Consider the following 18,158-nt stretch of genomic DNA (forward strand, 5'->3'; position numbering starts at 1 on the left):
CACTTGTAGCTTATTACTATGATACAGATAAAATAGATGAACTATTGAAGATAGCTAAATATAGACAAGATAATGGATTGATAAAAATTAGGAATAAAGATGAACAGAGAATAGTTAAATCACATGGTGGGAAAATTACAGGCGAATTTGATTATTTCATGATATCGACAATATAGAAGGGATTTTAAAGATATGAATAATACACCATTTTCTTTTATTTTATTAGGTCAACCAACAACTAAAAAAAATAGTGCAACAATGATAAAAATTAAAGGAAAGAAAAAAGAGATGCCTTCTCTTATACCTAGTAAGGCTTATAAAAAGTATGAGATTAGTTGCAAAAAACAATTAATAAAATCTTATGCTCCTGATAGATTGCCACATTATACAATGCCAGTACAACTAACATGTAAATATTATCTACAGGACAAAGCACATTATCCTGACCTTGTGGGATTAATGCAAGCTACAGCAGATATTTTATCTGATGAACAGAAAACTATAAATGGTAAAAAGAAAACTACTTGTACATGGCTTCTTTCTGATGACAGAATAATAAAAAGCTGGGACGGTACAAAAATAGCAGGATTAGATAAATATAATCCTAGAGTAGAGATAACAGTAACTCCATTAATTACAGATATTACAACTGAAACAGACCCATATATAATAAAACAACTTCAGGAAGAAAATAATTTATTTTAGTGTCATGGATATGGATGAAGAAATATTTTTAAAAGAATGTGAAGAAAAAGTAAGTATAGAAGCGGATTATGTACTTAGAAATTTAGAAAGATTTGCTGAAGAAGAAATGCTTGAATTCGATTGGATAGTATTAGAATTTAAAAAACAATTAAATAGAAAAATAAAGGAACGAGGTATAAAAGATGATGACTTATGAAGAAATGAAAAATAAACATCAAGAGGAATATGATACGTTTGCTAAAGACAAAATTTTCTATATATTTACTTCTAGTAAAGAAGAATTTGAAAAGAAATTAAAAGAATATGGATTGAATGGAGAAGATATTTGTTCTATTGGTTATGGCGGATTTATAAAAAAGAAAGATAAGGAAGAATTAAAAAATCTGACACAAAGACATAGAAAAGAAAAGCAAGAAGCTATAGAACAAGATAAGGACGGAAGCGGATTTATAAAAAGTATGTTTTTGCTTGAATTGTACAACCATGAATTTGCTTATACGTATGATGTTGAAGATACACTGAATGATTTAGGCTATACAATGGAACAAATAAATAGTAATCCAGCACTTAAAAATGGATTAGATTTGGCTATTAAAGCTATTATCAAAGATGACTAAATTATATGTTGGAGAAAGATAAATATGATTTGCAATTTAAAACCTACTAAATTTAAAACAGAGATATCAAGTCAATGTTTAAAAATTGAAGAAGAGTATGAAGAATTAATAAGTGCAGTTTTAGATGAAAATGATAAAAAACATATAGGTGAAGAAACTTGTGATGTAATTGTAGCTTGTCTTACGTTACTAAAACATAATTTTACAGATGAACAAATAAAACACTTATTTAAATTTGTAAATGATAAAAACAGAAAAAGAGGTTACTTGGAAGATAATGAGTAATATTTGTGAACAACGATACTATGAGGCAGACATGGGATATATGTGTTGGATTAATAAGAAACCATGTAATAAAAATAACTGTACATTAAAACATAAATTTGCAAAAGAATTTTCTAAAAAGGTAGTAAAAAATATAAAGGCTGGTGAGTGAATGAGAAAGGAAGGGATAAATCCTCTTACAAATGATGGACAATATGCAGATACAACATATAAAAAAGCTGTTGAGAAAATGGACCGTAGAAAGTTTTTTAAATCCATTTGTAGGAAGGTATTTAAACGTGGTAATGATTTTTTATGGAAGCATTTTAGTATAAAAATGGAAAAAGTAGTTTTTCGTGATGGAGAGACAAATGATAAAAAGGTCATGAAAGAAGGTCAATATGAATAATAAAGAACCTAAGTTGGTAAGAATACCACTAAAGACAGAGCATGAATTTTACGAAAAAGATATTACTATATTAGGAATTGCAGGCATTGTGTTTACTTTAATAGTAGCTGCAATATTTTTAATAGGATAAATCCACTAATTAGGATAGCTAAAATAAGGCTATCCTTTTAGTGTTTATATGAAATAAAGGAGTATAGAAATAATGACTAAAATAGATGAAGCAAAAGAATATTTACAACAGGTATATAAGGCTAAACAAGTATGTTTAAGATGTAATGCAGATTTAGAAGAATTACGTGCAACATCTATTATGTTAATTCCCTCATATAAAGAACGTACAGGTTTTAGTAATATAAAACATGATACCAGTGATTTTATATCTAAATTAGAACAACAGGAAGAAGAAATGGAAAGATTAAAATTAGAATGGCTAAATAAACGTATAGAAATAAAATCTTTTTTAAACAACATAAATATGAGCGAAAATATTAAGAATGTACTTATTTTACGTTATGTTTCTCTTAGAAAATGGGAAGAAATTGCTTGTTCTATTAATTGTTCATTTAGATGGGTGCATACATTACATTCTCAAGGATTATCCATTGTTGCAAAAAAAATAAAAAATTAGTTCACTAAAGTTCACTAAAATTCATAGAAGTTCATACTTTAATTGTGATATAGTTATACTTGTTAAAGAAAAAGATAAACCGTTGGTAAAAATACTAGCGGTTTTATTGTTTTATAAGTTTATCTTGTATAAATATTGGTATATACCCATATATTTTAATAATAATATGTATTTTTATAATTTATATTAGAATAATAGCCTTCATGTTGCAAAATTTATGTAATATGCTATACTAAATATAGGCAAAACATGATAAATTGTCATATGGACAGCAAAACCCCATGAAGCTCGCACCTTCATGGGGTTTCTTGCGTTATATAGCTAACGCTGAAGCTAGGCTAGTTGCCACATAAAATCGAAAAAAGCATGTCTAACCCTTTGCAAATATAGTAGGCAACTATACTTGCCATGACAGCTTCTAAAAACATGATAAATCTTGACATATGGACACCTCCTAACTGTTACCAGTATAGGAAGGGCAACGAAAAATATTATAACATATAATTATATTTGATGATATAATTATAATATCTTTTATTTGAGGTGATTTTATGTATTTTAAATTACTTAATGTAGAGGTATTGTCAGGAGTATTTCCTAATATGAAATTAAAGGTTACTTTTAATGTAAATAATGAGAATTTTATTATTTATGTAGAGTATAAAGATGGATCCATTTATACTAAAGAAAATTTAAAGCTTGAATCATCTGTTTTTCAAGCTTTAAGAACGTCTATACTAAATTGGAATTTTGAAAAAAATATCTAAGATATTTAAGCACCTAAATAGGTGCTTTTTTTATACCTAAAAATAAGGAAAGGAAGTGTAGTTATGGACATTAAGATTATTTATAAACCAACAGATAAAATAGTTCCATATGAAAATAACCCTAGGCTGAATGATGAGGCTGTTGAACCAGTAGCAAACAGTATTAAACAATTTGGATTTAAAGTCCCAATAATAATAGATAGTAGTAATATAATTGTTGCTGGTCATACAAGATTGAAGGCTGCTAAACAATTGGGTATGGATAAAGTACCATGTATTATAGCTGATGATTTAACAGAAGAACAAATAAGAGCTTTTCGTTTGGTAGATAATAAAGTGTCTGAATTAGCTGATTGGGATTATGAGAAATTAGAAGAAGAATTAGCTAATATTAATAGTATTGATATGAATATTTTTGATTTTGATATGTCAGAAATAAATGATATTGTTGAACACTTAGATGAAGATATAGTATGTGATTCAGAATTAGAAAAAGTTTCACTTAGTGAAAAATTTTTATTTACACCAACATCTGTATTAAATACAAGATGTGCACAATGGCAAGAAAGAAAAAGAGCATGGTTTAAGTATGGCATTAAATCTGATTTATCAAGAGAAAATATTAAAACGACAGGTAGTGCAGCAGGTTCAGTACCTAGATTTTATGAATATAAAGAGAAATGTGAGAAGGAAATAGGTCGTAAATTATCAGTTGCAGAGTTTACAGATAATTATTTGCATAGATACATGAAAGAAGATAGTTTATTAAAATTTACTAATACAGGTGGGATACTAAGTGTATTTGACCCTGTCTTATGTGAGTTAATGTATTATTGGTTTAGTTTTGATAAAGCAAAGATTTTAGACCCATTTGCAGGTGGTAGTGTAAGAGGTATTATTGCTTCAAAATTGAATAGGCAATATACAGGAGTTGATTTACGAAAAGAACAGATAGAAGCTAATATAAATCAGGGTGATGAATTATTATCCACAGATGATATAAAACCTAAATGGATATGTGGAAACAGCTTAAATATATCTTCGCTTGCAAAAGATGAGTATGATTTTATATTTAGTTGCCCGCCTTATTATGACTTAGAAATATATAGTGATGATAAAGAAGATTTAAGTAATCAAACTTATGAAGATTTTTTATCTATGTATAGAAAAATAATATTTGATAGTGTTAATATGCTTAAAGATAATCGTTTTGCATGTTTTGTTGTTGGAGATATTAGAAACAGAAAAACTGGCATGTATAGAAATTTTGTATCAGAAACTATAGCTGCATTTCATAATGCAGGAATGGAATTATATAATGAAATAATTTTATTAACAACATTAGGTTCTTTACCAATTAGAATGGGGAGAGGTTTTTCAATAAGTAGAAAAGTAGGTAAAACACATCAAAATGTATTAGTTTTTTATAAAGGAGACCAGAAGAAAATAAGAGATTTATATGGGGATATAGATATTTTAGAAATATCAGATGAAGATCTGGACATTTAATAGTACTTACCTTAACATATCAAGCACAAGGAGATGATGATATGTTAGAAATAATAAAACAAAGAGCATTTGAAGCTAGATGTGCATACAAAAAAGGTTTGATTACAAGAGCAGAAGCAAAAACAGATATTGAACCATATATAAAATTATTTAATAATAGGAGCATGGAAATTGCTAAGAAATACAATATGAAACCAAAAAAAATAACATTTGCAGGTTTTATTAGATAGGTAGGTTTAGAAACCTACCTTTTTTATTTGGAGGGAGAGTGATGGGAAATGAAAATTTAAGACCATGGGAAAGACAAGATGGTGAAACTGAAAAGGCTTTTTCTGCATTTAAAGCCTATTTAGAAATGGAAGATAGGAATATTTGTCAGCTTGCTAAAAGGTTGTCAAAAAGTAGGCAATTAGTTGACAAATGGAAACAAAAATATAATTGGCAAGAACGTTGTATAGCATGGGATAAATCACTCCAGGAGATAGAATATAAAACCGCTGTAAGAGAACGTAAGAAGATGGCTAAACGTCATATCGCTATTGCAATGTCTATGCAAGCAAAGGCAGTAGAAGCATTAAAGAAAATAGATGTATCTAAACTAAATGCAAATGAAATTATTCGTCTATTTGATACTGCGGTTAAAATAGAACGTTTAAGCCGTGGAGAAGCTACATTTATAAATTCAAATCAAGATAATAAAGTTGATGAAGAAACTAATCCTATAAATACCATTCAAATATATATACCAGATAATGGCAGGGACTAAAAATGATTATAAAACCACAAAAAGGGAAACAAGAACAATTTTTATCTAGCAAAGCAGATATAGTTTTTTATGGTGGAGCTGCTGGTGGTGGTAAAACTTATGCTGCACTAATAGAGCCATTAAGACACATAAATAATAAGAATTTTTCTTGTATCATATTTAGACGAACATCTCCTCAAATTACCACTCCTGGTGGTCTATGGGATACAGCTCTTGAGATGTATACAGCATTAGGAGCAAAAGATATACGAAGTCCTAATAGATATTTTAGATTTCCTAGCGGTGCTAAAATTGTAATGAACCATCTTCAGTACGACAAAACTGTTTATGATTATCAAGGGGCACAAATTCCTTTGATTGAATTTGAAGAACTTACACATTTTAGCTGGAAACAATTTACTTATATGCTTACTCGTAATCGTTCAGCTATTGCGGGAATAAAACCATATATAAGGGCTACTTGTAATCCTGACCCTGATAGTTGGGTAGCAGATTTTATTAAATGGTATATAGACCAAGATACAGGATATGCTATTCAATCTCGTGGTGGTAAAATACGTTATTTTGTAATTGTAAATGATGAACCAATATGGTCTGATGATTCAGATGAGCTGTTGGAAAAATATAATATTGAGCCAAAAAGCTTTACATTTATTCCTTCATCAATATATGATAATAAGATTTTATTAGAAAATGACAAAGGATATTTAGCGAATTTAAAAGCTCAAGATACAGTTACTAAAGAACAATTATTAAATGGAAACTGGAAAATTAGACCAGCAAGTGGATTATATTTTAAACATAATCAGATATCTGTTGTAAATAATATACCAGATAAAATAGTAGCTATTTGTAGAGCGTGGGATTTAGCAGCTACAGAAGAAACTCCAACAAATAGAAGCCCAGATAAAACGGCTGGTGTTTTGATGGCACGTTTAAAAAATGGGCAATTTATTATTTTAGATGTCTTTACTGGTTGTTTGAATGCAAATGGAGTAAGGCAAGCTGTTAGACGTATAGCTATGCAAGATAAAATAAATTATAGATGTAATAATATTCATATTCCTCAAGACCCAGGTCAAGCAGGAAAAGAACAGGCTCATTCCTATGTTAGATTTCTTGCAGGGTTTAATGTTCAAATTGAAAGAATAAATGGTAGTAAGATTAATAGAGCAGAACCATTTGCAGCACAATGGCAACAAGGAAATATTTTTTTGTTGCGAGGAGATTGGAATAAAATGTATTTAAACGAACTATGTGCATTTCCTGATGGTATTCATGATGATTTAGTTGACGCTAGTTCAGACGCATTTAATTATTTAACTAAAGTTAGAAATCTTAGTGTATTTTAAGGTAGGTGATAAAAATAAAAAGGCTAGATAGCATGATTAATATAGTAAATGGAGTTGGAACGATACGTTATGACCCTAGTAGATATACTGGCATTATAAGAAAAATGTTTATAACTTATAATATGTCGGAAAATTTGTTTATAGAAAATGGCATATTTAGAAAGATAATTACATCCCCAGCAGATGAGGCACTTAGAGCAGGATTTTGTATAAAGACTTCTGATGATATAGATGTATCAGAAGCTGAAAGCAAAATCCTTTCTTTATATGAAGATTTAGCTTGTGAAGAAAAATTCGCAACTGCTTTATATTGGCATAGATGTTATGGTGGTGCAGTTATTTTTCCAGTATTTAAAGATTTATCTGAAGATCTGACAAAACCACTAGATGAAAATAATATTTATGGAATTGAAGAAATACGAGTTTACTCCGCAAAAGAAGTTATTCCATTAAAACAGAATGAAGATTTTAATAGTACTAATTATAAAAAGACTGAAACCTATTTGATAAGTGATGAAGCAACAGGAGCTTACTTTGAAATACATTATTCTAGATTAATTATATTTAATGGATTAACTGTACCTAACATTTTGAGAAATGAACGTAATGGTTGGGGCGGTATGGTATTAGAAAATATCTATGATACTTTAATTCTAAAGTATGACTTAGGTAATAAATTTGCTATTGATATTATGGAACGTATGGCACAAGGCATTTTAAAAATAGCTGGATTACTAAATAAGTTATCTATAGAAGGTGGAGAAGATGAAGTACGAACTTATTTACAAAATATAGATATGGTCAGAAATATCTTAAACACCTTAGCTATAGATAAAGATGATGATTATGATATAAAAAGCATTAGTTTAAGTGGAGTAAAAGATATTTTAGATAAAACGCAAACTATGTTATCTGCTGTAAGTGAAATACCTGTAACGATTTTGTTTGGTCGTTCTCCAGGTGGTCAAAATGCTACAGGAGATAGTGATTTTGAACAATATTATTCTATGGTTCAAAAATTACAACGTAGAGATTTAAAACCTCAACTTAGTAAATTTATATATTTTTTATCTAAATGCAAAGACTATCAAATAAAGTTACCGGATACTTGGTCTTTAAAATTTAATCCATTATCAATTCCAACAGAAAAAGAGCAAGCTGAAACAGATAAAATGAAAGCTGAAACAAAAGAAAAAAATATTTCTGCATTAACTTCACTTGTTAATATAGGTGGTTTAGACAATGTTGAGTTGCGAAATTATTTAGAAGAACAAGGTTTTAAATTGGACCGAACACTAGATAATGTAGGACGTGATGTTATTGAATAAAAGGCAATATGAATGTAGATATCCGTATCAATATGAAAGAGAATATAAAAAGCAATTGGTTAATTTAGTAAAAATATTAAAAAAATCTGTTGTATTAGCGCTTGATAATATTAAAACATTTATAAATCAAAATCGTTTAGATGGTTTGAGCGATACATTTAACGATGTGATGGATAAAATAAAACAAAATTATTATGTTTTAATAGCAAAAGACTTTATAACTAGAAAAATAGAACAGATGTTTTTAAATATAAGTAGGTTTACTAAAAATGAATTAGATAAATCGTTTAAATCTAAAATAGGTGTAGATATTTTTACAGGAGAACCCAATTTACAAGAATTGATGAATTTATGGGTTGATGACAATGTAAATTTAATAACTTCGGTTGAAACACAATTTTTTGATAAAGTAAAGCAAATAATATTAGAAGCTATACAAAATGGTATGTTAACAAAAAATTTAGCTAATAGCATAAAAAAGATAACTGGAATAACAGAAAAGCGAGCAATATTAATAGCTGTTGACCAAATAGGGAAATTAAATGGTCAAATTACTAGAATGCGACAAGTTAAAGCTGGTATAAAAGAATATATTTGGCGTACTGCTGGAGATAGTAGAGTTAGACCAATGCATAAAGCTAGAAATGGGAAAAAATATAGATGGGATAAGCCACCTATAGATGGACATCCAGGAATGGCTATTCGCTGTCGTTGTGTGGCTATTCCAGTTATAGATTTAAATAATATAAATGGTGTTGCTATTACTTAGGAAGGAGGTGAAAATATGCAAAGATATGATAGATTTACTTTTAAAGCTACAAAAACAGATGAAGGATTTATTATTGACAAACCAATAATCGGCAGAACAGGTATTCTTCGCTATCAGAATGCAGATGGTTCAGAAAGAATTGAATATAGACCACCTGAGGAAGCTTTTAATGCTGATAGTTTAGCTAGTATTAAAGGAAAGCCTATAACACTAGGTCATGTGGCTATGGTTAATAATAAGAATTCAAAAAGTATACCGATTTTAGGTACTGTAATTTCTGGTGGTGAACAAGATGGAGATAATATTAGAGCAGATATTACTTTATATAATTTAGATACACCACATAGAGAATTATCTTGTGGTTATACATTAGACTTGGATGAAACACCAGGTATTACGCCTGATGGTAAACATTATGACGCAATACAAAGAAATATTAGGTACAATCATCTTGCAGTTGTGCAAAAAGGTAGAGCAGGCAATGCTCGTCTTAATATGGATGGTGACCAAATAATTGAAAGTGAGGATAAAAAACATATGGCAAAAGTTAGACTTGATAATGGCTTAGAATATGAATGTGCAGAAGAAGTAAAAATTGAACTTGAAACATTGAAAGCAAATAAGACAAAGGAAAAAGCTAATTTTGACGCATTGCAAGGAAAATATGACGCAATGAAAGTAAAAGTTGATAAATTAGAAAAAGATTTAGCAGATGAAAAAGCTAATAAAAGTGTTAACTTTGATGAAGCAGTAAAAGAACGTGTTAAAATGCTTGACATTGCTAAGCAATATAATTTAGATAAAATTGATACCTTAAGTAATAAAGATATTAAAATAGCTGTAATAAAAAAAGTTAATGGAGATTTTAATATTGATAATAAAAGTGAAGAATATATTGATGGTATGTTTGACGTATGCAGTGAACAGCAAATTAATATAGATAGTGCAAGTGCTTCTAAAAGAAGAATTATTAATGGAGATAATGATAATAAAATGAATTTTGATGATTTTGATTACATTAAGAAAATGGAAGAATTAAAACAAGCAGAAGCAAATGCATATAAAGGAGAATAATAAAATGAGTTGGTACAGTAGAGAACTAGATAAAGGTTTTGCAGGTATGATAGCTAATACTGCTATTAGAAATTGTGATAGCTATGCTGTTGAAGAAGAAAAAGGATTAAATCCTGGAGACGCTGTAGTTTTAGGTACAACTGAAAACTTAGTAAAAAAAGTAGATAGTGGTTCTGAAAGTAAAGTTATTGGAGTAGTTGTTCATAATCATAAAGAACCATCTAATCCTTATTATGAACAAGGTGATAGTGTAGCAATTATGTCTACAGGTGATATTTATGTTGAAGTTGGTGAAGCTGTTACCGCAGGTGATGTTGCTTGTATTATGGCAAGTACTTATAAATGGGGTAAAACAGGTACAGCAGTAGTTGGAGCAACATATATAAAAGGTGCTGAAAGTGGTAAATTAGCACTTTTACGCCTTAGAAATGTAACTGTAGAGCAAGGAGAGTAGTAAATATGAATAGTAGAGATTATATTTTAAATGTAGAGAGATTAGATTCAGATGTAATAGCACACGCTATACCAAATTTTGATGCTAATTATTCAGCTATTGCAGCTAGAATGCTTACACAAGTTAGAGCTAAAACTTTAGAAGTAACACATGGAAAATTGAATGCATTTACAGTATTTCCAGTGCAAACAGAAGTTAGTGCAGGTGCAACTACAGCATTACAACGTACTTATGATATGGTTGGTATGGCTAAAATAGTTGCTAATCCAGCAGATGATTTACCACTTGCTGATATATTTGTAGAAGAAACTAGCGTTAAAGTAAAACAATTAGGAATAGCATATCAGTATTCTGTTAGAGATTTACAACATGCAGTATTTTCTAATACTCCACTTAGCACAATGAAAGCAAGTGCAGCTAGAAAAGCAAATGATGTAAAAATTAATAAAATTGCATGGTTTGGAGATAAAGATAATGGTATCATTGGATTTTTAGATAATCCTAATTTATCTGAATACACATTAAAAAATGATGGCGAAGCCTCAGGAACAGCATTAAGTTCAAAAACAGCAGAAAAACAATTTCGAGATATGAATGAGTTTATTAATACAATTCAAGATAATACAGATGATACAGAACAACCTAATACAGTATTGCTGCCACCAAGTGCATATACTACATTGTCTAGTACTCTTTATACTACAGCAGACGGACAAACTACAAAAACTGTATTAGCAATGCTTAAAGAAAATCATCCGGAAATTAAACGTTGGGAAAAAATTGGAGAATTAAAGAACGCTGATAGTACAGGGGCAAAAGATATTATGATTGTGGGTTATTTTGACCCAGACTATATACGTTTGGAAATACCAAATAGATTTGAACAAATGCCAATACAAGCTAAAAATTTAGCTTTTACAGTACCATGTCATTCCGAAGTTATTGGTGTTACTGTATTTAGACCATATTGTTTTACTAAAGCGGTAGGAGTGTAAGATTATGTATTTGCAAAACACAGAAGCTAGAATTTTAAATATCGGTGAATTAAAATTAAAACCAGGATATCCTATAAAAATTGAAAAGGTACAGCTAGAAAAACTAAAAAAAAATTATCCTGAAATGGTAAATAAAATCGCAAATGGGAAAATTTTAATCTTGGATGAAAAAAAATCTCTCGAACAATCAAAAAGAATTAATGAATTGGCTGAAAAAAAAATAAAGGAAGCCACTAAAAATGATGAGTGAGGAATTAATAAATAAAGTAATAAATAAAATACGAGTAATTGCTCCTAAAATAGATATAGATGATGAACAAATAAAAGAATATATTGAACTATATTCAGATTTCGTATCTGAAAAATATTTTGGCAAGTTCTATGAGAAAGCACTTGCTTTTTTTATTGCACATTATATTACTTTAGATAATATAGCTAATAATGAGAATGGAGCCTTAGATAGTTCTATTATTGCAGGTAAAGTAATAAGTGAAAAAGAAGGAGATTTATCTAGAACATATGCTCAAAATAATATGGAAAATGAAAGTATTTTAAATAAAACCTATTATGGTATTAGATATTTAGATTTACAAAAAATGTGTAAACCTCTAGGGATTATGAGGAAAAAACCATGAATGTAAAAGATATTGATTTAGGTTGGGAAAAGATTATAAAAAATATGAAAACACTTGATAAAAAAGTATTAAAAGTGGGTATTCAAGAAGGTGATATGAGTGCTGATGGGAAAAATACAATGGCATATATTGGCAGTATTCATGAATATGGAGCAGAACATATACCACAACGCTCATTTATTCGTAGCACATTAGACGATAACTCATCTCAAATAGCTAATTTATCAGGACAGTTAGGGGCAAAAATAATTGAAGGTAAGCAAACTCCAGAACAAGCATTAAATTTAATTGGTTTAAAAGTTGCTGGCATGATACAAGAAAAAATTACAGATGGAAATTTTACACCTCTTTCACCTGCTACTGTACGAGCTAAAGGTGATAATAAGCCATTAATTGATACTGGACGCATGAGAGCAAGTATTAAACATAAATTGGAGTGATTATGTGTCGTTTAGAAGGTCTGTGGTTATTTTAAGAAAAGAAGGGTACTATGATGACAGTGGTAAATATATTACAAATGATAGTAACACATTAAAAATACTGGCTACAGTACAGCCTATATCTTTAGATGAATATACTAAAATATTTCCTGAAGGAACTAATACAAATAATGCTGTAAAAATTTATACAGATACTAAGTTATTAACAGATAAAAGCACGTCAGAACAAAATGCTGACGTGCTTTTATATATGGGAGAAAAATATAAGATTATTGCTTGTCATGCTTATCAGAATGGTTTAATAAATCATTATAAAGCTTATGCACAGGAGATAACAGATGAATGATGAACAGAATTTATTATTTCACGATTTAGTGGCAGAATTGTTGGATTTACAAAAAAATAAAGTGATTTATGCTTATCAGAATGCACCTAAACCCAAAGATACTTTTGCTTATATAAGATATGCTTCTATAAAAGATGAGGTACAATCTAGTTTTGAACGTACTAATCAGCCAGGAGTTAATAATATAATTGGACATAAATTATTAACATGTGAGATACAAGTATTTGCTGATAATAACAGAAATGCATGTACTATGTTATATAAACTGATTGATAAATTAAATAAACAATCAGTTATAAATAGGTTATTTAAAGCTAATATAGCTATTGTTGACTATAATTCAGTTCAGGATGTATCTGCCTTATTGAATAATACACACTTTACTACTAGAGCAAGTGTAGACATAATAATAAGATTTACTCCTACTTATTTAGATGATGTAGGATATATTGCAAATGTTAAAATTACAGGTAATACAGGTAAAGAATTACCAATAGAAATAATAACGGAGGAAATATAATGGCTAATTTAGATAGAATTGTTAATGTGCAAATTAGTCTTAATACTACAGGAATAAGTAAAGAAGGATTTAGTACATTATTGATTGTTGGAGAGCATTTAAATACATTAAGCCGTGTAACTACTTATACAAATGTAGATAGTATGCTTGAAGATGGTTTTAAGGCAACAGATAAATTATATTTGGCAGCAGCAGACGCTTTTTCACAAATACCACGACCTAATATTGTAAAAATAGGACGTAGACAAGTAGATGAAATCAATATTTCTGTATCTGATGTAAAAGATAATACAAAATATAAAATTACATTAGAAACTAAAAAAGGAAAACAAGATTATGAGTATTCTAGTTCAAGTGAAGCTAGTGCGACAACTATTATAGAAGGTTTGCAAACTTTAATGAATGCTCATGAAGAAATTACAGTTACAGCTGAATCAGAAAAATTAAAATTAGAAACTAAAGAGAAAGGAACAGCCTTTACAGTAAGTTTATCCTCTAATTTATCATGTGAACCAATACTTGCAACTGAAACCTTATCGGAGACAATGGCAGCTATAGTAGCTAGTGATAATGATTTTTATGGAATTGCTTTAGTTAGCAGAGAAAAATCAGATATTTTGGCTTTGGCACAATGGACCGAAACACATACTAAGTTATTTGGCTGTGTTGTTAATGAAAAAGAGGCTACGGATAGTGAAATAGATACAGATATTGGTAGTTTATTAAAGAGTAATAATTATTACAGAACATTTTGGTTATATCACACAAATGATGATGATTTTCCAGAATGTGCATTATTTGCTAGATGTTTTGCTATTAATCCTGGTGGTGAAACATGGGCGAATAAAAAATTAGCAGGTGTAATAGCAGATAATTTAACAGAAACAGAGTATCTTGCTATCACTAATAAAAATGGCAATACTTTTGAAAACTTTAGAAATGTAGCAATTACTCAAAATGGGAAAACATCTGCTGGCGAATGGATTGATGTAATACGTTTTAGAGATTGGTTACAAGAAGAAATAATGGTAAATGTTTTTAATGTGCTTATTAATAGAGATAAAATTCCATTTACAGATGGTGGTATAGGAATAATTGAAGCACAAATTAATTCAGCTTTAAAATTAGGTCAGCAACGAGGAGGTATAACTCCAGATGAATATGACGAAGATGGAAATATAAATAAAGGGTATGTTATAAATGTACCATTAGCATCTAATATTTCTGCTAATACTAAGGCACAAAGATTATTAGAAGATGTAACATTTACTGCACGTTTAGCTGGTGCTATACATGCTATAAATATAAGCGGTAGTCTTACGTATGAAAATTTAATTGAAAAAACTAATCAATAAGAGGTGAAATAAATTGAGTGATGGAGTAGTAACATATAATCCTAAAATGCTTGTAATAGTATATGGTTCAAGAGAAGTTGACGGATTTGCAGAAGATGATATGGTAACAATTAAACCTTTAGGAGAAGGAACACAAATTTACAGCGGTGCTGATGGCAGTGTTGGACGTAGTATGGACCCAAATCAAACATATGAAGTAACCATTGCATTGGCTACAACATCTAAGACAAATGATTATTTTAGTAACGTTTATAATTTGGATCGTTCTACAGGCAGAGGTATATTACCATTAACTATTAAAGATTTGTCAGGAACAACAGTATTTCAAGCCAATCAAGCATGGATTACAAATTTTCCTGAACATAAAAGAGGTAGAAAAATTGAAGCTCAAGAATGGGTATTTCATACAGGACAAGTTGCAAACCTAATGATTGGAGGTAATGATTGATAATGTGGACTGGTGGTAAATTTACAGAAGTTAAAATTGGTGATGATGTATTTACAGTAAGACAGTTTCCACCATTTTATGCTATTAGGGTATTAGGTGAGTTACAAAAAATTATTACTCCTGCATTAGGTGGCGTCTTAAAAGGTATTTCCGAAAATAATGGGGATATGGATACTGAAAATTTAGGAGATATGTTACAAATTATAAGTAATGGATTAGAAAAATTAGCTTATACAATAGACGGTGATAAATTAGAATTAGCATTAAAATTATTATTAGATGAAAAATATGTAGCAGTAAAAATTGAAAAATCTAATGGGAAAAAAGATTTTATTCGTCTTGATGAAGGAGCTATTAATGAAGTTTTTGAAGGTCGAATTATTGATATGATTGTTTTAGCAATAAAAGTTTTTAAGGTAAATTATTTGGATTTTTCGCAGCTCTCCAGCGTTCCGATTGGTGTCCAAAAAACGTTGGCAGAGATAAAACTCCCATCATTCCTGGCACAACAAGTGAATACTTCGGAAATGTAATTTTTATTTATAGAGCAATAGATAGTGGAATGGTTAATTTCTTAGATGTAAAGTATGGCAAAATAAGTCTTGCTGAAATCGTTGAAATTAACCATTTTTTAGATATGAAGTCAGATATTGAATATGCTAATATGCCATCATTAAAGAAAGGAGGTAAACAATATGGTAGTTCGAGAATTAATAGCTAAGATAGCTTATGAATTAGATAAAAATAGTGTAAATAAAGCAGATAATAGTATAAATAAAACAAAATCTAAATTATCGAAAATAGCTAATGTAGGTAGTAATGCGTGGAATAAAATTTCTAATAGTGCAAATAAGACCAGAATAAGTATTAATGGAATAGGAAAAGAAGCCATTTATACATCAGAACAACTTAGAAGAATGGGAGCATATCAAGATAAGTTGGGGCGTTGGCATGGTTCTAATGGTAAATATTTAAAAATAAATGCAGATACAACTCAAGCGAGAGCTAATATTTTAAGTCTACAAAGTAGTATGCATTCTTTGATAAATGGAGCAAGAATGCTTGGACAAGCAATTATAGCTGCTTTTGCGATAGACCGAATAATAGCTTTTACACAAGCAATACAAAAATCTGCTGATGAGATGATGAATTTAGATGGTAGACTTAGAACCATTACTTCTACAGATGAAGAAAGATTTAATATTGAAGATAGATTATATGTGTTATCACAGCAAAATAGGCAAGGCATGAAAGAAATGGGAAATTTGTATTTTAAAATTGCTAATGGCACTAAAAAATATGGATTTAATACAGAAGATTTTATGCGTGCTACAGATATTGTATCTAAATCTTTAACTATTGGTGGAGCAAGTACAGCGGAAGCACAATCTACAATATTACAATTAGGACAAGCGCTAGGTAGTGGCTTTCTAATGGGAGATGAATTGAATTCTTTGAATGAAAATGCTCAACCGCTAATGCAAAAAATTGCTGAATACTTTGGTAAAGATATTGGAGAATTAAAAGAAATGGGGTCGGAGCGTGAACTAAAATCTGAAGATATAATGCGAGCTATCTTATCTGCTGGTGCAAAAATGGATGAAGAATTTTCTAAAATGCCTACGACTATTGGTCAGTCTTTGCAACAAATAGAAAATCTTTGGAATAGATTTACACAGCGATTAGAACGTGGAACAGGTGTATTTAGTTTTATTGCTAAATCTATGTCTAATAATGTTATGTATATTTCTAACATTGTAAATGATTTGTTTACCTTAATGGATGATTATGATGGAAGTCAGGAATGGTTAGATAGATTTCAAGATAGCTATCCTATCTTATTTACACTATATGAAGGATTTTCTTCTTTAAAAGATATAGTAATGGATATCGTAGAAGCTTTTAAACCATTCACTAATGAATTAAATAATTTTGATATATATGATATATTTTTTGGAATTAAAAATGCTTTACAAGAAATATTTAGTGGACTATTGCCAACAATAGAGCCATTTTTGCAGGCAATAGCAAGATTAGCTTCAGATATATTACCATTACTAAAAAATAGTTTTATAACTATTGCACCACTTATTGCAACAGGATTTGCTATTATAGCTAGTATATTGGGGTCTATAATAGAAATTTTTACTTCAATAATAAATTTTATAGCAGATCTTATAGAAGAAAATCAGGAATTTGCTCAATTACTTGTTAATATTGGAGTAATAATTCTAACATATATTTATGGTGGTTTTATTGCAGTAGCTGGTGCTATTGGATTTGTTATTCAGGCTATTCAATGGTGTTATGAACAATTAATTATTCTTAAGAACATAATTGTAGAAAGTTTATATAATGCTTTTATATATGCTTTACAAGCAGTTTCATTATTTTTCTCAAGCATAGCCCAGTTTTTTGGTAATTTCATTGCCGAAACATTTATAGCAGTTGGACAATTTATTTCAGCTTTTGGAAATGCAATAAATTCAGTTAAAAATTTCTTTAGTGGTTTAGGCTCTTTTGCAATAAGTATATTGCAGCAGATAGCAAATGCTATTCAAAATTGGGTATTAGATAAAATTGAATGGGCTAGTAGTAAATTGAATAGTTTGCAAAGTTTTGCAGATACTGTTTTAGATGGTATAGGTAATGCTGTATCATCTGCTAGTTATGAATATACTATGAATAATAACTTTAATGTTAAAAATTCTGATGAAGCAGTTAGTGTGGTAAGTGGATTAGATTTTCCACCATTATATCCAGGCGATTAATGAGGT

The 18,158-nt window shown here is 29.5% G+C and carries 27 protein-coding genes; all 27 read left to right on the forward strand.

The window, feature by feature from the left end:
- The first annotated feature begins 192 nt into the window (after positions 1-192).
- The 27 genes from GXM21_RS05760 (at position 193) to GXM21_RS05890 (ending at position 18,152) form a co-directional block, all read left to right on the forward strand.
- A complete protein-coding gene (locus tag GXM21_RS05760; RefSeq protein WP_008538023.1) occupies positions 193-705 on the forward strand; it encodes a RusA family crossover junction endodeoxyribonuclease in 513 nt (170 codons plus the stop codon).
- Positions 706-715: 10 nt separating this feature from the next.
- Positions 716-901 (forward strand): hypothetical protein, encoded by a 186-nt coding sequence (locus GXM21_RS05765; RefSeq protein ID WP_154645551.1) that lies wholly within the window; start codon positions 716-718, stop codon positions 899-901.
- On the forward strand, positions 888-1,322 hold the full coding sequence (locus GXM21_RS05770; RefSeq protein WP_008538021.1) for a DUF7659 family protein: 435 nt from the start codon (positions 888-890) through the stop codon (positions 1,320-1,322). Before GXM21_RS05765 ends, GXM21_RS05770 begins: the two co-directional genes overlap by 14 nt.
- Positions 1,323-1,346: 24 nt before the next feature.
- A complete protein-coding gene (locus tag GXM21_RS05775) occupies positions 1,347-1,607 on the forward strand; it encodes a nucleoside triphosphate pyrophosphohydrolase family protein (protein ID WP_008538020.1) in 261 nt (86 codons plus the stop codon).
- Positions 1,600-1,758, forward strand: coding sequence for a hypothetical protein (locus GXM21_RS05780; protein ID WP_008538019.1), 159 nt, complete (start codon positions 1,600-1,602; stop codon positions 1,756-1,758). Before GXM21_RS05775 ends, GXM21_RS05780 begins: the two co-directional genes overlap by 8 nt.
- Entirely contained in the window at positions 1,759-1,995 is a 237-nt protein-coding gene (locus GXM21_RS05785; RefSeq protein ID WP_008538018.1) for a hypothetical protein, read from the forward strand.
- Complete coding sequence (locus GXM21_RS05790; RefSeq protein WP_008538017.1) at positions 1,988-2,125, forward strand: hypothetical protein; 138 nt, start codon at positions 1,988-1,990, stop codon at positions 2,123-2,125. Before GXM21_RS05785 ends, GXM21_RS05790 begins: the two co-directional genes overlap by 8 nt.
- 72 nt (positions 2,126-2,197) lie before the next feature.
- Positions 2,198-2,623 carry a hypothetical protein gene (locus tag GXM21_RS05795; RefSeq protein WP_008538016.1) on the forward strand — a complete coding sequence of 142 codons (426 nt, stop codon included), beginning with the start codon at positions 2,198-2,200 and terminating at the stop codon, positions 2,621-2,623.
- Positions 2,624-3,174: 551 nt separating this feature from the next.
- The gene (locus GXM21_RS05800; RefSeq protein WP_008538015.1) at positions 3,175-3,390 is read left to right on the forward strand and encodes a hypothetical protein; all 216 of its coding nucleotides are present in this window, start codon (positions 3,175-3,177) and stop codon (positions 3,388-3,390) included.
- A gap of 63 nt (positions 3,391-3,453) precedes the next feature.
- Positions 3,454-4,899, forward strand: coding sequence for a DNA methyltransferase (locus GXM21_RS05805; RefSeq protein WP_008538014.1), 1,446 nt, complete (start codon positions 3,454-3,456; stop codon positions 4,897-4,899).
- A gap of 41 nt (positions 4,900-4,940) precedes the next feature.
- On the forward strand, positions 4,941-5,129 hold the full coding sequence (locus GXM21_RS05810) for a hypothetical protein (protein ID WP_008538012.1): 189 nt from the start codon (positions 4,941-4,943) through the stop codon (positions 5,127-5,129).
- A gap of 41 nt (positions 5,130-5,170) precedes the next feature.
- Positions 5,171-5,665, forward strand: a complete 495-nt coding sequence (locus tag GXM21_RS05815; protein WP_008538010.1) for a hypothetical protein — start codon at positions 5,171-5,173, stop codon at positions 5,663-5,665.
- Positions 5,666-5,667: 2 nt separating this feature from the next.
- Positions 5,668-7,017 (forward strand): phage terminase large subunit, encoded by a 1,350-nt coding sequence (gene terL / locus GXM21_RS05820; protein ID WP_008538009.1) that lies wholly within the window; start codon positions 5,668-5,670, stop codon positions 7,015-7,017.
- Positions 7,018-7,049: 32 nt separating this feature from the next.
- The gene (locus GXM21_RS05825; RefSeq protein ID WP_008538008.1) at positions 7,050-8,345 is read left to right on the forward strand and encodes a phage portal protein; all 1,296 of its coding nucleotides are present in this window, start codon (positions 7,050-7,052) and stop codon (positions 8,343-8,345) included.
- The gene (locus GXM21_RS05830; protein ID WP_050900405.1) at positions 8,338-9,114 is read left to right on the forward strand and encodes a phage head morphogenesis protein; all 777 of its coding nucleotides are present in this window, start codon (positions 8,338-8,340) and stop codon (positions 9,112-9,114) included. The genes GXM21_RS05825 and GXM21_RS05830 overlap by 8 nt, the downstream gene beginning before the upstream one ends.
- Before the next feature lie 15 nt (positions 9,115-9,129).
- The gene (locus GXM21_RS05835) at positions 9,130-10,188 is read left to right on the forward strand and encodes a DUF2213 domain-containing protein (RefSeq protein WP_008538006.1); all 1,059 of its coding nucleotides are present in this window, start codon (positions 9,130-9,132) and stop codon (positions 10,186-10,188) included.
- Between the two features lie 4 nt (positions 10,189-10,192).
- Positions 10,193-10,642 carry a structural cement protein Gp24 gene (locus GXM21_RS05840; RefSeq protein ID WP_008538005.1) on the forward strand — a complete coding sequence of 150 codons (450 nt, stop codon included), beginning with the start codon at positions 10,193-10,195 and terminating at the stop codon, positions 10,640-10,642.
- A 5-nt stretch (positions 10,643-10,647) separates the two neighbouring features.
- Positions 10,648-11,637 carry a major capsid family protein gene (locus tag GXM21_RS05845; RefSeq protein WP_008538004.1) on the forward strand — a complete coding sequence of 330 codons (990 nt, stop codon included), beginning with the start codon at positions 10,648-10,650 and terminating at the stop codon, positions 11,635-11,637.
- Positions 11,638-11,647: 10 nt separating this feature from the next.
- Positions 11,648-11,887, forward strand: coding sequence for a hypothetical protein (locus GXM21_RS05850; RefSeq protein WP_154645550.1), 240 nt, complete (start codon positions 11,648-11,650; stop codon positions 11,885-11,887).
- Positions 11,877-12,272, forward strand: coding sequence for a DUF4054 domain-containing protein (locus GXM21_RS05855; protein WP_008538002.1), 396 nt, complete (start codon positions 11,877-11,879; stop codon positions 12,270-12,272). Before GXM21_RS05850 ends, GXM21_RS05855 begins: the two co-directional genes overlap by 11 nt.
- Positions 12,269-12,712 (forward strand): phage virion morphogenesis protein, encoded by a 444-nt coding sequence (locus GXM21_RS05860; protein ID WP_008538001.1) that lies wholly within the window; start codon positions 12,269-12,271, stop codon positions 12,710-12,712. Before GXM21_RS05855 ends, GXM21_RS05860 begins: the two co-directional genes overlap by 4 nt.
- A gap of 4 nt (positions 12,713-12,716) precedes the next feature.
- Entirely contained in the window at positions 12,717-13,058 is a 342-nt protein-coding gene (locus GXM21_RS05865) for a hypothetical protein (RefSeq protein WP_008538000.1), read from the forward strand.
- Positions 13,051-13,578 carry a phage neck terminator protein gene (locus tag GXM21_RS05870; protein ID WP_008537999.1) on the forward strand — a complete coding sequence of 176 codons (528 nt, stop codon included), beginning with the start codon at positions 13,051-13,053 and terminating at the stop codon, positions 13,576-13,578. The genes GXM21_RS05865 and GXM21_RS05870 overlap by 8 nt, the downstream gene beginning before the upstream one ends.
- Positions 13,578-14,933 carry a DUF3383 family protein gene (locus GXM21_RS05875; RefSeq protein WP_008537998.1) on the forward strand — a complete coding sequence of 452 codons (1,356 nt, stop codon included), beginning with the start codon at positions 13,578-13,580 and terminating at the stop codon, positions 14,931-14,933. Before GXM21_RS05870 ends, GXM21_RS05875 begins: the two co-directional genes overlap by 1 nt.
- 13 nt (positions 14,934-14,946) lie before the next feature.
- Complete coding sequence (locus tag GXM21_RS05880; protein WP_008537997.1) at positions 14,947-15,381, forward strand: phage structural protein; 435 nt, start codon at positions 14,947-14,949, stop codon at positions 15,379-15,381.
- Between the two features lie 2 nt (positions 15,382-15,383).
- Positions 15,384-15,914 (forward strand): phage tail assembly chaperone, encoded by a 531-nt coding sequence (locus tag GXM21_RS05885; protein ID WP_008537996.1) that lies wholly within the window; start codon positions 15,384-15,386, stop codon positions 15,912-15,914.
- A 162-nt stretch (positions 15,915-16,076) separates the two neighbouring features.
- Positions 16,077-18,152: a tape measure protein gene (locus tag GXM21_RS05890; protein WP_008537993.1), complete on the forward strand. Its 2,076-nt coding sequence runs from the start codon at positions 16,077-16,079 to the stop codon at positions 18,150-18,152.
- Positions 18,153-18,158: the final 6 nt, after the last annotated feature.

Origin of the sequence: Megamonas funiformis (assembly GCF_010669225.1) — a bacterium.
GTDB lineage: Bacteria > Bacillota > Negativicutes > Selenomonadales > Selenomonadaceae > Megamonas > Megamonas funiformis.

What these genes read in the sequence shown, in the direction of transcription:
- GXM21_RS05760 (WP_008538023.1), top strand. Translation starts at nt 193, where the DNA reads ATGAATAATACACCATTTTCTTTTATTTTATTAGGTCAACCAACAACT.
- GXM21_RS05765 (WP_154645551.1), top strand. Translation starts at nt 716, where the DNA reads ATGGATGAAGAAATATTTTTAAAAGAATGTGAAGAAAAAGTAAGTATA.
- GXM21_RS05770 (WP_008538021.1), top strand. Translation starts at nt 888, where the DNA reads ATGATGACTTATGAAGAAATGAAAAATAAACATCAAGAGGAATATGAT.
- GXM21_RS05775 (WP_008538020.1), top strand. Translation starts at nt 1,347, where the DNA reads ATGATTTGCAATTTAAAACCTACTAAATTTAAAACAGAGATATCAAGT.
- GXM21_RS05780 (WP_008538019.1), top strand. Translation starts at nt 1,600, where the DNA reads ATGAGTAATATTTGTGAACAACGATACTATGAGGCAGACATGGGATAT.
- GXM21_RS05785 (WP_008538018.1), top strand. Translation starts at nt 1,759, where the DNA reads ATGAGAAAGGAAGGGATAAATCCTCTTACAAATGATGGACAATATGCA.
- GXM21_RS05790 (WP_008538017.1), top strand. Translation starts at nt 1,988, where the DNA reads ATGAATAATAAAGAACCTAAGTTGGTAAGAATACCACTAAAGACAGAG.
- GXM21_RS05795 (WP_008538016.1), top strand. Translation starts at nt 2,198, where the DNA reads ATGACTAAAATAGATGAAGCAAAAGAATATTTACAACAGGTATATAAG.
- GXM21_RS05800 (WP_008538015.1), top strand. Translation starts at nt 3,175, where the DNA reads ATGTATTTTAAATTACTTAATGTAGAGGTATTGTCAGGAGTATTTCCT.
- GXM21_RS05805 (WP_008538014.1), top strand. Translation starts at nt 3,454, where the DNA reads ATGGACATTAAGATTATTTATAAACCAACAGATAAAATAGTTCCATAT.
- GXM21_RS05810 (WP_008538012.1), top strand. Translation starts at nt 4,941, where the DNA reads ATGTTAGAAATAATAAAACAAAGAGCATTTGAAGCTAGATGTGCATAC.
- GXM21_RS05815 (WP_008538010.1), top strand. Translation starts at nt 5,171, where the DNA reads ATGGGAAATGAAAATTTAAGACCATGGGAAAGACAAGATGGTGAAACT.
- terL (WP_008538009.1), top strand. Translation starts at nt 5,668, where the DNA reads ATGATTATAAAACCACAAAAAGGGAAACAAGAACAATTTTTATCTAGC.
- GXM21_RS05825 (WP_008538008.1), top strand. Translation starts at nt 7,050, where the DNA reads ATGATTAATATAGTAAATGGAGTTGGAACGATACGTTATGACCCTAGT.
- GXM21_RS05835 (WP_008538006.1), top strand. Translation starts at nt 9,130, where the DNA reads ATGCAAAGATATGATAGATTTACTTTTAAAGCTACAAAAACAGATGAA.
- GXM21_RS05840 (WP_008538005.1), top strand. Translation starts at nt 10,193, where the DNA reads ATGAGTTGGTACAGTAGAGAACTAGATAAAGGTTTTGCAGGTATGATA.
- GXM21_RS05845 (WP_008538004.1), top strand. Translation starts at nt 10,648, where the DNA reads ATGAATAGTAGAGATTATATTTTAAATGTAGAGAGATTAGATTCAGAT.
- GXM21_RS05855 (WP_008538002.1), top strand. Translation starts at nt 11,877, where the DNA reads ATGATGAGTGAGGAATTAATAAATAAAGTAATAAATAAAATACGAGTA.
- GXM21_RS05860 (WP_008538001.1), top strand. Translation starts at nt 12,269, where the DNA reads ATGAATGTAAAAGATATTGATTTAGGTTGGGAAAAGATTATAAAAAAT.
- GXM21_RS05870 (WP_008537999.1), top strand. Translation starts at nt 13,051, where the DNA reads ATGAATGATGAACAGAATTTATTATTTCACGATTTAGTGGCAGAATTG.
- GXM21_RS05875 (WP_008537998.1), top strand. Translation starts at nt 13,578, where the DNA reads ATGGCTAATTTAGATAGAATTGTTAATGTGCAAATTAGTCTTAATACT.
- GXM21_RS05885 (WP_008537996.1), top strand. Translation starts at nt 15,384, where the DNA reads ATGTGGACTGGTGGTAAATTTACAGAAGTTAAAATTGGTGATGATGTA.
- GXM21_RS05890 (WP_008537993.1), top strand. Translation starts at nt 16,077, where the DNA reads ATGGTAGTTCGAGAATTAATAGCTAAGATAGCTTATGAATTAGATAAA.